The 13,524-nt window shown below is 59.1% G+C and carries 10 protein-coding genes; 1 reads left to right on the top strand and 9 read right to left on the bottom strand.

Annotation, left to right across the window (positions count from 1 at the left end; translation table 11 throughout):
- Positions 1–7: 7 nt before the first annotated feature.
- From BMW49_RS02500 to sdhC, 5 genes are all read right to left on the bottom strand, one after another.
- The gene (locus BMW49_RS02500) at positions 8–2,839 is read right to left on the bottom strand and encodes a 2-oxoglutarate dehydrogenase E1 component (protein ID WP_069516679.1); all 2,832 of its coding nucleotides are present in this window, start codon (positions 2,837–2,839) and stop codon (positions 8–10) included.
- A gap of 245 nt (positions 2,840–3,084) precedes the next feature.
- The gene (locus BMW49_RS02495) at positions 3,085–3,789 is read right to left on the bottom strand and encodes a succinate dehydrogenase iron-sulfur subunit (RefSeq protein WP_069516680.1); all 705 of its coding nucleotides are present in this window, start codon (positions 3,787–3,789) and stop codon (positions 3,085–3,087) included.
- Positions 3,790–3,800: 11 nt separating this feature from the next.
- Positions 3,801–5,573: a succinate dehydrogenase flavoprotein subunit gene (gene sdhA / locus BMW49_RS02490; protein WP_069516681.1), complete on the bottom strand. Its 1,773-nt coding sequence runs from the start codon at positions 5,571–5,573 to the stop codon at positions 3,801–3,803.
- A 3-nt stretch (positions 5,574–5,576) separates the two neighbouring features.
- A complete protein-coding gene (sdhD, locus tag BMW49_RS02485) occupies positions 5,577–5,945 on the bottom strand; it encodes a succinate dehydrogenase, hydrophobic membrane anchor protein (RefSeq protein ID WP_069516945.1) in 369 nt (122 codons plus the stop codon).
- A complete protein-coding gene (gene sdhC / locus BMW49_RS02480; protein ID WP_069516946.1) occupies positions 5,939–6,313 on the bottom strand; it encodes a succinate dehydrogenase, cytochrome b556 subunit in 375 nt (124 codons plus the stop codon). The genes sdhD and sdhC overlap by 7 nt, the downstream gene beginning before the upstream one ends.
- Positions 6,314–6,675: 362 nt before the next feature.
- On the opposite strand from sdhC, the gene gltA reads away from it, so the two are divergent.
- A complete protein-coding gene (gene gltA / locus BMW49_RS02475; protein WP_069516682.1) occupies positions 6,676–7,950 on the top strand; it encodes a citrate synthase in 1,275 nt (424 codons plus the stop codon).
- A 65-nt stretch (positions 7,951–8,015) separates the two neighbouring features.
- Here gltA and BMW49_RS02470 read toward each other — a convergent pair whose 3' ends face one another.
- The 4 genes from BMW49_RS02470 to BMW49_RS02455 form a co-directional block, all read right to left on the bottom strand.
- Positions 8,016–8,267 carry a YkgJ family cysteine cluster protein gene (locus BMW49_RS02470; protein ID WP_083251662.1) on the bottom strand — a complete coding sequence of 84 codons (252 nt, stop codon included), beginning with the start codon at positions 8,265–8,267 and terminating at the stop codon, positions 8,016–8,018.
- Between the two features lie 70 nt (positions 8,268–8,337).
- Positions 8,338–10,215, bottom strand: a complete 1,878-nt coding sequence (locus BMW49_RS02465; protein ID WP_083251663.1) for an ATP-binding protein — start codon at positions 10,213–10,215, stop codon at positions 8,338–8,340.
- Positions 10,212–12,434, bottom strand: coding sequence for a GGDEF/EAL domain-containing response regulator (locus BMW49_RS02460; protein WP_069516684.1), 2,223 nt, complete (start codon positions 12,432–12,434; stop codon positions 10,212–10,214). The genes BMW49_RS02465 and BMW49_RS02460 overlap by 4 nt, the downstream gene beginning before the upstream one ends.
- Positions 12,435–12,620: 186 nt before the next feature.
- Positions 12,621–13,490 carry an NAD(P)-dependent oxidoreductase gene (locus tag BMW49_RS02455; protein ID WP_069516685.1) on the bottom strand — a complete coding sequence of 290 codons (870 nt, stop codon included), beginning with the start codon at positions 13,488–13,490 and terminating at the stop codon, positions 12,621–12,623.
- Positions 13,491–13,524 lie beyond the last annotated feature (34 nt).

Genomic DNA, 13,524 nt, shown 5'->3' with positions numbered 1-13,524 from the left:
GAAGGCGTTAAATGGTGAAAGCCGTTTGCAGCAGTTTGTCCTGCTGCTCGGCGTGCATCGACGCATAACCACAGGCCGGTGCTGCCGAAGCATCACGACCGGCGTACTCCAGAACCAGCGACTTCTTGTGAGCAGTGGCGACACGACGCATGTGATGCTGGCTGCAGTACCACGCGCCCTGGTTCATCGGCTCTTCCTGACACCAAACGATGTGCTTGACGTTCTTGTAAGGTGCGAGCACCTCGGCCAGATCGTCTTCCGGGAACGGATACAGCTGCTCGATACGTACGATCGCGATATCTTCACGAGATTCCGCGCGACGCTTTTCCAGCAGGTCGTAATAGACCTTGCCGCTGCACAGCACGATGCGCTCTACCTTCTTCGGGTCGATCGCGTCGACTTCCGGGATGACCGTCTGGAACGAGCCTTCGGAAAGGTCTTCCAGGGTCGAGATCGCCAATTTGTGGCGCAGCAGCGACTTCGGCGTCAATACGACCAACGGCTTGCGCAGCGGGCGAATGACCTGACGACGCAACAGGTGGTAGATCTGCGCCGGCGTGGTCGGTACCGCTACCTGAATGTTGTGCTCGGCGCACAGCTGCAGGTAACGCTCCAGACGTGCCGACGAGTGCTCCGGGCCCTGCCCTTCATAGCCGTGCGGCAGCAGCATGGTCAGGCCACACAGACGGCCCCACTTGTGCTCGCCACTGGAAATGAACTGGTCGAACACCACCTGGGCACCGTTGGCGAAATCGCCGAACTGCGCTTCCCAGATCACCAGTGCATTGGGCATGGTGGTGGCGTAGCCGTATTCGAACGCCAGTACGGCCTCTTCCGAGAGGAAGGAGTCATACAGGTCAAAACGTGGCTGACCTTCGTACAGGTTTTTCAGCGGCAGATAGGTCTGCGCGTCCTTCTGGTTGTGCAGCGCCGCATGGCGGTGCGAGAAGGTGCCACGACCGACGTCCTGACCGGTAATCCGTACCGGGTGCCCTTCGAGCAGCAAGGTAGCGTAAGCCATGGTCTCGGCGTAGCCCCAGTTGATCGGCAGCGCACCGGCGCCCATCTTCTGGCGGTCTTCGAGAATCTTCGCGACCTGGCGCTGCACCACAAAGCCTTCCGGAATTTCCAACAGCTTGTTGGAGAGTTCCTGCAGGGTCTTGAGCTCGAAGCGCGTGTCGTGACGCGCGGTCCAGGTGTGCCCCAGGTACGGACGCCAGTCGACGAACAGTTCCTTGTTGGGCTCCTTGACCAGGCTCTTGACCACGTGCTGGCCATTGTCCAGCGCAGTACGGTACTCGTCGATCTTGGCCTGCACCTCGTCAGCCGACAGGCTGGCAACACCGACAAGCGCGTCAGCATAGAGCTCACGGGTGGTGCGTTGCTTGGCGATCTGCTGGTACATCAGCGGTTGGGTACCGCTTGGCTCGTCGGCCTCGTTGTGACCACGACGGCGGTAGCAAACCAGGTCGATCACCACGTCACGCTTGAACTGCATGCGGTAATCGATGGCCATCTGAGTCACGAACAGCACGGCTTCCGGATCATCACCATTAACATGGAGAATCGGCGCCTGAATCATTTTCGCCACGTCGGTGGCATATTCAGTGGAGCGCGAGTCTTCAGCACGGCTGGTGGTGAAACCAACCTGGTTGTTGATCACGATATGGATCGTGCCACCCGTCTTGTAAGCACGGGTCTGCGACATCTGGAAGGTTTCCATCACCACACCCTGGCCGGCAAAGGCAGCGTCGCCGTGCAGGGAGATGGGCAGTACCTTGTCGCCGCTGGCATCGTTGCGGCGATCCTGACGAGCGCGGACCGAACCCTCAACTACCGGCGAAACAATTTCCAGGTGCGACGGGTTGAACGCCAGGGCCAGGTGAACTTCGCCGCCGGTGGTCATCACGTTGGAGGAGAAGCCCTGGTGATATTTCACGTCACCGGACGACAGACCTTCGACTTTCTTGCCTTCAAACTCGTCGAACAGATCGCGCGGGTTCTTGCCGAAGGTGTTGACCAGTACGTTGAGGCGGCCACGGTGGGCCATGCCGATCACGATTTCCTTGGTACCGTAGGAACCCGAGCGCTGGATGATTTCGTCCAGCAGCGGGATCAGGCTCTCGCCACCTTCCAAACCGAAGCGCTTGGTGCCCGGGTACTTGGTGCCCAGGTATTTTTCCAGGCCCTCGGCAGCAGTCAGACGCTCAAGCAGGTGGCTTTGCACCTCGGCCGAGAACTGCGGGCGACCACGTACGCTTTCCAGACGCTGCTGGAACCAGCTGCGCTGTTCGGAATCGACGATGTGAGTGAACTCGGAGCCGATGGTGCGGCAATATGTCTGCTGCAACGCATCGCGAATTTCACGCAAAGTAGCCTCTTCCTTGCCAATCGCCAGACCACCCGTACGGAAGGTGGTGTCCAGATCAGCATCGGTGAGGCCGTAGTGATTGATGGCCAGATCGGCCGGCACCGGACGCTGCCACAGACCCAACGGGTCGAGCTTGGCAGCCTGGTGGCCACGCATGCGGTAGGCCTGAATCAGACGCAGCACTTCAACCTGCTTCTTTTCGTGCTCGCTGCTCACGCTGCCGGCAGAAACCGGTTGGGCGCGACGCTGGTTCTTGGCAAGCAAAACGAAATGATCACGGATCGTCGAATGCGATACGTCGGTAGCAGCGCTGCCGTCAGCAGGCAGCTTCTGGAAGTAAGTGCGCCATTCTTCTGGCACAGCGTTGGGATCGTGCAGGTAAAGCTCATAGAGCTCTTCCACATATGCAGCGTTACCACCGGATAGGTGGGCACTGTTCCACATGCGCTGCATCACACTTTCTTGCATGCTTGGTCACCCTCGGTAAGGGGACACCACCGGCGTAGACTCGGCGTGCGCTTTAGCAGTCATAAAGCAGCGACTTGCTGAAGCCACCACGAGTTCCGCAGATAGTCCGGGTACCAGCCCGGATGCCCCTGCTGGTCGTTATTTTTCAAATTAAGCCGTGGCTTTGTGGGCTACGACTTTGGCTATAAACCACAGCGCTGGTCAGGACCAGCGCTGTGGGTGCAACGGTTCAAGCAATTACTGTCTCAGGTACCGCTCTGCAGCAGCATGTTACGTACATGACCGATGGCCTTTGTCGGATTAAGACCCTTGGGGCATACGTTCACGCAGTTCATGATGCCGCGGCAACGGAACACACTGAACGGATCATCCAGCGACGCCAGACGCTCGTTGGTCTTGGTGTCACGGCTGTCGGCCAGGAACCGGTAGGCCTGCAGCAGTGCTGCCGGGCCCAGGAACTTGTCCGGGTTCCACCAGAACGACGGGCAGCTGGTGGAGCAGCATGCGCACAGGATGCACTCGTACAGACCGTCCAGCTTCTCGCGGTCTTCAGGCGACTGCAGACGCTCGATGGCCGGAGCCGGGGTATCGTTCTGCAGGAACGGCTGCACCTTCTCGTATTGCTTGTAGAAGATGCTCATGTCGACCACCAGGTCACGAATGACTGGCAGACCGGGCAGCGGGCGAATCACCAGCTTGTTGTTCTTCACGGTCGCCGACAGCGGCGTGATGCAGGCCAGACCATTCTTACCGTTGATGTTCATGCCGTCGGAGCCACAGACTCCTTCGCGGCAGGAGCGACGGTAGGAAAAGGTCACATCCTGTTCCTTGATCAGCGCCAGCACGTCAAGAACCATGATGTCCTTGCCACCGGTGTCGACCTGGAAATCCTGCATGAACGGAGCAGCATCCTGCTCCGGGTTGTAGCGATAGACACTGACTTGCAACATATCAGGCACCCTTAATAAGTCCGAACCATGGGTTCAAACGTCGGAACTGTCTTCGGCGAGAAGTTGACCGCACGCTTGCCAACGCGCTTCTCACCCGCGAAATACATGGAATGGCACAGCCAGTTCTCATCATCTCGCTCTTCGAAATCTTCACGGGCGTGAGCGCCGCGCGATTCCTTCCGGCCTTCAGCGGCGATGGCAGTTGCTTCGGCCACTTCCAGCAGGTTCTGCAGTTCCAACGCTTCGATACGCGCAGTGTTAAACGCCTGGCTCTTGTCCGCGATCTTGACAGTCGCGATCCGCTCACGCAGGTCGACCAGTTGTTCGATACCTTTCTGCATGTACTCACCGGTGCGGAACACACCGAAGTAGTTCTGCATGCAGGTTTGCAGCTCTTTACGCAGCGGCGCCACGTCTTCGCCGGTGGTGCGCTGGTTAACGCCCGCCAGACGAGCAAGCGATTGCTCCAGATCGGTTGCCGAGGCACCACGGTACTCGACGCCTTCTTTCAGGGCCTTTTCCAGGTGCAGACCAGCAGCGCGACCAAACACCACAAGGTCGAGCAGCGAGTTACCGCCCAGACGGTTGGCACCGTGCACCGATACGCAGGCGACTTCGCCTACAGCGAACAGACCGTCGATGATCTTGTCCTTGCCGTTGGCATCCTGGGTGATGGCCTGACCGTGGATGTTGGTCGGCACGCCGCCCATCATGTAGTGGCAGGTCGGCACAACCGGGATCGGCGCTACAACCGGATCGACGTGGGCGAAGGTCTTGGACAGCTCACAGATACCTGGCAGGCGGCTGTGCAGCACTTCCTCACCCAGGTGGTCGAGCTTGAGCATCACGTGATCGCCATCCGGACCACAGCCGTTGCCGGCGATGATTTCCTTGACCATGGAGCGCGCAACCACGTCGCGGCCAGCCAGGTCTTTGGCGTTCGGCGCATAGCGCTCCATGAAACGCTCGCCATGCTTGTTGATCAGGTAGCCACCTTCACCACGGCAACCTTCGGTCACCAGGGTGCCGGCACCGGCGATGCCAGTCGGGTGGAACTGCCACATTTCGATGTCCTGCACCGGTACGCCAGCACGCAGGGCCATGCCCACGCCGTCGCCAGTGTTGATCAGGGCATTGGTGGTGGAGGCATAGATACGCCCAGCACCGCCAGTGGCCAGCACGGTGGCCTTGGAGCGGATATAAACGGTTTCGCCGGTTTCGATGCAGATGGCGATCACGCCGACAATGGCGCCGTCCTGGTTCTTCACCAGATCGACCGCATACCACTCATTGAGGAACGAGGTACCGTTCTTCAGGTTGGCCTGGTACAGGGTGTGCAGCAGTGCGTGACCGGTACGGTCAGCTGCAGCGCAGGTGCGTGCAGCCTGACCACCCTTACCGAAGTCTTTCGACTGACCACCGAAAGGACGCTGATAGATGCGGCCCTGCTCGGTACGGGAGAATGGCAGACCCATGTGTTCGAGCTCGAACACAGCTTCCGGACCAACGGAGCACATATATTCAATCGCGTCCTGGTCACCGATATAGTCGGAGCCCTTGACGGTGTCGTACATGTGCCAGCGCCAATCGTCGTTCGGATCGGCCGAAGCGATGGCGCAGGTGATGCCACCCTGGGCCGACACAGTGTGCGAGCGCGTCGGGAAAACCTTGGTCACCACGGCGGTTTTGTGGCCGCCCTGAGACAGTTGCAGTGCGGCACGCATGCCGGCGCCGCCGCCGCCAATGATGATGGCGTCGTAAGAGAGTGTACGGATGCTAGTCATGAATCAGTTACCCCAAAAAATCTGCACACCCCAGACGAAAAACGTAAACATGGCTATGCCACACGCCGCCTGAAACAGAAAACGCACCACAGTCGCCCACTTACCCAGCGCCATTGGCGTCAGGTAGTCGGTGGAAATTGTCCACATACCGACCCAGGCGTGAGCGCTAAGCGCCACCAGTGTCAGCAGACTGAAAATGCGCATCGCATTATTGGAGAACAACGCCTGCCATTCGGTATAACCCATACCCGGGTTGCACACGATATAACCCAGCAGAAACACCACATAGGCTGCGAGAACGACCGCAGACACACGCTGCGCCATCCAGTCATAGAGGCCCGAACGCGAAAAATTCGTGACGTTGGTTACCATACCCATACCCCCACCAATGCGATCAGGATCGCCGAAACGACGATAACGATTTTCGAGCCCAGCTTGCCGCCTTCCAGCGTCTCACCGATACCCATATCCATGATCAAGTGGCGTACTCCGGCCACCAAGTGATACAGCAGAGCGGACAGCAATCCCCAGATCACGAACTTGGCCAGCGGGCTGGTCAAGCACTCTTTCACCTCGGCAAAATCTTCTGCGGACGTCAGCGACTTGTCGAGCCCGAACAGCAGCACGGCAATGCCGAAGAACAGAATAATTCCAGAAACCCGGTGAAGGAATGACGTAACGCCAGTAATAGGAAGCTTGATAGTCCTAAGGTCGAGGTTTACAGGTCGTTGGCTATTCACGGCTTTTTTATCACACTGAGAGCCCCTAACTATCAGGGCAAAGTTGTCGGGAAGTGCACTGGTCAGGTACCCATCACCCAAGGAGTGACAACCACCTGAATCGGGCGCAAAGCCCTTGGTGGTCGGGCGCAGAGTATAGACAGTTAGGTCGCTAATGACAACGCAAACCCCCCTACCTAAATGCTGATTGCAGAGCGCTCGATAATCACGTAAATGGGTGCTTTTTAGAGCCTAAAATAGCGCCCAAACCCTTCTGCCAGCTGGGTTTTCGCAAATTGACATTCGCATTTATCTCACTATAGTGGTGCGGGCCCTGCGTGGGGGGCTGTCAGATGATTCCAAGCATAACTAGGAGGCCAAACATGGCTGACAAAAAAGCGCAGTTGATCATCGAGGGCAACGCCCCCGTAGACCTGCCTATTTTAACCGGCACCGTTGGTCCCGATGTCATCGACGTACGCGGCCTGACCGCTACCGGGCGCTTCACCTTCGACCCCGGCTTCATGTCCACGGCTTCGTGCGAGTCGAAGATTACCTATATCGATGGCGACCAGGGCATTCTGCTGCACCGTGGCTACCCGATCGAGCAACTGGCCGAACAGTCCGACTACCTCGAGACCTGCTACCTGCTACTCAATGGCGAACTGCCGAATGCCGACCAGAAAGCGGCTTTCGTCAGCACCATCAAGAACCACACCATGGTTCACGAGCAGCTCAAGACTTTCTTCAACGGCTTCCGCCGCGATGCCCACCCGATGGCCATCATGTGCGGCGTGGTAGGCGCGCTTTCCGCCTTTTATCACGACTCGCTGGACATCAAGAACCCGCATCACCGCGAAGTCTCGGCCATGCGCCTGATCGCCAAGATGCCGACCATCGCTGCCATGACCTATAAGTACTCCATGGGTCAGCCGATGATGTATCCGCGCAACGACTTGAATTACGCGGAAAACTTCCTGCACATGATGTTCAACACCCCGTGCGAGATCAAACCGATCAGCCCGGTACTGGCCAAGGCCATGGACAAGATCTTTATCCTCCATGCCGACCATGAGCAGAACGCATCGACCTCCACCGTTCGTCTGGCAGGCTCCTCGGGTGCCAACCCGTTTGCCTGTATCGCAGCCGGCATCGCTGCGCTCTGGGGCCCGGCCCACGGCGGCGCCAACGAAGCTGTACTGGCAATGCTGGACGAGATCGGCAGCGTGGATAACATCGACGCTTATATTGCCAAGGCCAAGGACAAGGACGATCCGTTCAAGCTGATGGGCTTCGGTCACCGGGTCTACAAGAACCGCGACCCGCGCGCCACCGTGATGAAGCAGACCTGCGACGAAGTGCTGGCCGAGCTGGGTATCACCAACGACCCGCAGCTGGAACTGGCCATGCGCCTGGAAGAGATTGCCCTGACCGATCAGTACTTTATCGAGCGCTCGCTGTACCCGAACGTCGATTTCTATTCGGGTATCATCCTCAAGGCGATCGGTATTCCGACCAGCATGTTCACCGTGATCTTCGCCCTGGCGCGTACCGTCGGCTGGATCTCGCACTGGAAGGAAATGCTCTCCGGCCCCTACAAGATTGGCCGTCCGCGCCAGCTGTATACCGGCCCTGTGCAGCGCGACATCAAGAAGTAAGTCGCCGCACTTCGAAAAGGCTGCCTCAGGGCAGCCTTTTTCGTTTCTGCAGCATCACAGGCTATTCAGGCCGTTTGCTGCTCAAGCCATCCAATAAACCTGATCGCCTCATCTCGACTACTGCCACACGCCTCAGCATCTGCGGCGAATGAGGCACAAACGGCTGGGCGCTCCGGCAAACCGAACAAAAGACAGTAATAGCGCTCATCCAGATGAATGCACCGCATGCCCGCAGGTTTGCCTTGGGGCATCCCCGGAATGGGTGAACTGATCGAAGGGGCGATGCAACAGGCACCGCAACCGGCACGACACATCATGATGGCTCAGGGCCTCGCCTGCAGTGTGGAGGGCGCGCATTCTAGCGTGCCGCTGTAAATTTGACAGACCCTATGCCAAGGCAAGTACAAGACGAAAACAGCTACCTACCCCAGGAGTACTGCGCACCTGCAGTTGCGCACCCAGTATGTCCACTGCCAGTTGATGGGTGATGTGCAGCCCTAAGCCCGTGCCGCCACGACCGCGACGCGTGGTGAAGAATGGATCGAATATGTGGGCAAGCACGCCCTCCTCCATTCCACAGCCGTCGTCTTCGACTTCGATTACGCAATGGTGGGCAGCCTCGTCACGACTGAGCCGAACGCTGATCACACCTTGCTCACGCCCCTCAAAGGCATGGACCAGGGCATTCTCGATCAGATTCTGTAACACCTGACTGATTGGCCCTGGGTAACTGTCCAGCCAGAGCTGATCCGGAGCGTGCACGCAGACCTGATAATCGCCCTGACGTAGCCGTGGCGCCAGAATGACCAGCACCTCCTGTACCAGCGCAACCAAATCAAACTGGCGCCGCTCAGTGCTGGCACGATCACTGGCCAGGCGCTTGAATGCCTGGGTCAGCAGCGCCATGCGTGCCAGGTTATCAATGACGATGCCAAGACCTGCTTCGCTGCGGCCAAGAAAATGCCCAATATCGTCGACCTGCCCGGCCTTGCGTGCCCGCTGCACCGCTGCCTGCAGGGTCGAGGCCGTGACACTGGCCGCACCGATCGGGGTATTCAGCTCATGCGCTACGCCGGCGACCAAGGTACCGAGCGATGACAGTTTTTCCGCCTGCAACAGGGCGCCCTTTGTCCGCTGCAACTGCTCAACCGTTTCGCGCAACGCCTCATTGCTGCGTAGCAGCGCACGCTGACTGCCCAGTAAGTCCTGCTGAACACAGTCATGCTGATACTCGGAGCGCCCAAGCCTAATCACCACAAAAGCACCGAGCGCCAACATACCTAGACACAGTGCCATTACCTGCCATAAAACCTGACCCTCCAGCGTACGCACCAAGGGGGCAGGGACGTGCGCCACCAGCATCCACTGCCCTTCCCGGCTATCCAGGCGCGATTGGTCGTAGGGGTCAAAACGGCTGTATGCCCAAAGGCCGTCCGCGTCACTGAAAACGCCACTGGGTTCTTGCTGCATGCTCAGCCAGCTTGAACGGTTGCGATTGGCCAAGGTGGCATCGGCACGCCCACGCATCAGCCCCCAGGCATCTTGCGGGTCAGGCGCGAGCATCCAATAACCTTCATGATCGACCAGACTGAGGCTACCCGCATAATCAGCGGCCACCTCGCCAAGTCGCTTGAGCAAGCCTGCCCCCAGGTAATTCAATACCAGCACGCCGCGCCGCCCTCCCTGCTGATCGAACAGCGGACTCGCCACACGCAAGGTCGGCTTGAGCGGCTGCTGCAAGACGCCAAACACCTGCTGCAAATCGAAGCGCGAAAGGTAGCGGCCGCCAGCCGGTAAGCTCATGGCCTCCACGAAGTAATAGGCATCCGCCATATTCTGTAGATGCCCCTCAGGCCGCAGCCGGGCACCATCCTCAGTCATATCGACCCGGACGCGCTCATTGCCTTGTTCGTCCAGCCAGCGAATCTGGTCATACCCGCCTGTGCTGGCAGAGAACTCCAGAAACAACTTGCCCAGCGCCTGCCGATTCGAGGCACCAGGGTTCTCCAGTGCCCGCGCCAGCACAGGCTGCTGAATGAGGAACTGCTGATGGCCCAAGAGATTCGCCAACTGCCGATTGAGAATGCCCAACCCCTCGCTGAGAACGTACTGCTGCTCGCGTAACAAAGGTGCCAGCCGCGCATCCAACAAACGCTCGTACAGAAGCACGGTCAACAGCAATATCAACAGCATCCAGGGTAGAAACAGCAACATCAGGTTGCGCCGCACCGGGCGACTGTCCAACCAGTCACGCCGTTGCATCATGCCGTCGCCTGCCCCCGTTCGGCCAACCAGTTCAACAGCTGATCGCAGGGCATTGGCTTGCCGAACAGATAGCCCTGAGCCTCATGGCAACCATGCTGGCGAACCCAATCGGCCTGCAGCGGTGTTTCCACACCCTCGGCAATGACCTGCATACCCACGCGCGCAGCAATCTGGATGACCGCCTCGGCAATCAGTTGATGGTCGGCTACGGCGCCGATCTCCATGATGAAGCTACGGTCAATTTTCAGCCGATCGGCAGGTAGCAGACGCAGGTAACTGAGCGAAGAAAACCCCGTACCAAAATCATCGATGGCTACGCTCACCCCTCTTTCCCGCAGCGCACGGAGCTGAGAACAGACGCTGTCAAAATTGCGCATGGCCACCGACTCGGTGATTTCCACCTCCACCTGCTGAGCACGCACCTCGGCGGCGCGCAGATGAGCATCGAAACGCTCGACAAAATCGGGCTGCAGCAATTGCGCAGCCGAGACATTGACAGCCACCCGAACTCCACCGTACCCCGCATCAGCCAGGCGCTTGGCGGCCTGCAGAGACAGGCGCAGCAGCAAATCACCCAACGGCAGGATATAACCCGTCGTTTCGGCCAACGGAATGAACTGCAGCGGCGGAACAGACTGACCATCAGCCTGACGCCAGCGCGCCAACGCCTCGACGCCAATCACCGCGCCGCTGTTCAGATCGAGCTGGGGCTGCAGCTCAATACTGATGCGCCCGGCTTCGACCGCATCACGCAGCGCCAGCAGCATCCGGTAGGATTCAGCGTGAGTACGCTGCAGGCCTGGATCATGAATCACATGCTGGTCGTAGCCCGCAGACTTGGCCTGCTTTAGCGTCAACAGCGCACTCTGCAGAACAATATGCGCGCTGCCAACAAAATCAGCGAGGCGCAACGTGACACTGCTCAAGCTGTGCACCTGCCCCAACTCATAAGGCCGCCCCTGGCGCCGAAACAACGCGACCAGCGCGGCGGCCCTGACCTCCTGCTGAGGCCCCAGAATGGCGAACAGATCGTCACGCACCCGCGCCACAAGCACTTGAGAGGCAAATGCATCACGCAAGCGACGCGCGACCAGGCCAAGGATGAAATCGCCATAGCCGGTGCCAAAAGCGGTATTGGCTCCGGAAAAATTATCGATATCGATCAACACCAGCACCTGCTCGCTACGCAGTTGCTCATCCTGCAGGGTGAGGTCAAGCATGCGCAGCAGTGCGTTGCGGTTCGGAATTTTCAGCAACTCATCCTGGTAGGCCATTTCCTCCAACCGCCGAAACAGGGTGACGTTGTACAACCCACGACTGATGCTGGCGCTGAATACGCGCAACAACTCGAGGTCGGTGTCATCCAGAACGCATGCGGTCTCCAGATAGCACGCGTAGTCGGCCCCCGCCTGGAGCCGTGGCAGGTAAAGCACCAAGCCACGCGAGCGCCGCACCACGGCCTCAAGGTCGAAGGCGGAGCGCACGGCATTCACCACCTCGGGTTCATCCAGACTGTCCAGTGAAGTATCGCGGGCGTGCTGGAAACGGCCAGTAGCACTGATCACCCGGCCTTGCAGAGGGCCGCCCGGTGCAGCCATATCCTCACGCATGCAGATCAGCCCTTCGGCAGGCTGATCAAGCAGAAGACCGATTTCGCCCAGCACCTTACCTGCAAGTTCATGCTGGCTTTTCGAGCAAAACAGCGCATTGCTTGATTCAACGATCATCTGCAACCCGCGGCGCGCCTTGGTCACGCTGCGCAATTGGGCAAAGCTACGCAAGCCTGCAGTCAGCACGGTCAACAAGCGATCCGCCGTGAGCTCGCTTTTGCTCCAGTAATCGTTGATGTCGTATTCGTGCATGACCTCCTGAACCGGCGCCATACCGGGCTCGCCCGTCAACAGGACGATATGCGCCTCGCTGTTGCCAATCACCTCGCGCAAGGTTCGGACCAGGCGCAGACCGGCATCATCGGTTTCCATCACCACATCCAGTAGCACCAAGGCTATATCCGGGCGGCGCGCAAGCACCGCCGAAGCCTCGCGATAGCTGAAAGCCTGTAGCAACTCGATCCGCCCGCCAAGCACCTGCAACTCTTCCAGCGCGAAGGCGGTGGCCCGCTGAAAATCGGCATCATCATCAACTGCCAGCACACACCAGGTCAGCGCGGGCTGTGCAACCGGGCTCTCGCCTTCCAACCAGAGTATTCGTTCATCCATGAGAGCCGCCTTACCTGTCGCTCTGCCGTATGGAAACACCTGCCTAAACCAGGTGCATAAGCAGTATAGACAGCGTAAAAAAACAAGGCGGACAACCCTGTTTGGCGGACTAAATGAGCCATCGAGAAACGCCGTGCTGCGCTAAGACAGGCTCCGGCGCCGCTGCGCGCGAAACGACAACAGAGCCTAGCGCGCCTTCAGGCGGGTAAGCAGGCTGGAAGTATCCCAGCGCCCGCCGCCCATGCGCTGAACGTCGGCATAGAACTGATCTACCAGCGCAGCCATGGGTAATTGAGCGCCGTTTTGACGGGCCTCCTGAAGAACAATCGACAGATCCTTGCGCATCCAGTCAACCGCAAAACCGAAATCGAACTCTCCGGCCAGCATGGTCTTGTGGCGGTTCTCCATCTGCCAGGACTGCGCAGCGCCTTTGCTGATCACATCGATCACCGCCTGGCCATCAAGCTCGGCACATTGAGCAAAGTGCAACGCTTCGGCCAGGCCCTGGACCACCCCGGCGATGCAAATCTGGTTGACCATCTTGGTCAGCTGACCACTGCCAACCGGCCCCATCAGACGGGCCATGCGTGCGTATGCCCCGATAACCGGTTCGGCCAGCGCATAACTCGCTGCGTCACCGCCGAGCATGATGGTCAGCACGCCATTCTGCGCACCCGCCTGACCACCGGAAACTGGCGCATCAAGAAAGCCCACACCGCGCTCAGCGGCACAGGCGGCCAATTCGCGGGCGACATCAGCAGACGCCGTGGTGTGGTCGACCAACACGGCACCTGTCTGCATACCTGCCAAAGCGCCATCGGCACCGAGCACCACCGTGCGCAAATCATCGTCATTACCGACGCATATCATCACCAGCTCGGCGCCCTGGGCGGCTTCACGCGGGGTTGCCGCATAATCGCCTGCGTACTCCTCGACCCACTGCTGCGCCTTGCTTTCGGTACGGTTATAGACCCGGACCTGATGACCGGCACGGGCCAGGTGTCCCGCCATCGGATACCCCATCACGCCCAAGCCGATAAATGCTACCTGTGCCATACACACCTCCGAATGTCAGGGTCGACAGACTAGG

The organism is Pseudomonas cuatrocienegasensis, assembly GCF_900110925.1.
GTDB classification, from domain to species: Bacteria; Pseudomonadota; Gammaproteobacteria; order Pseudomonadales; family Pseudomonadaceae; genus Aquipseudomonas; species Aquipseudomonas cuatrocienegasensis.
The sequence above is the reverse complement of the archived record's forward strand: the minus strand, read 5'-3'. Positions and strand labels throughout refer to the sequence as shown.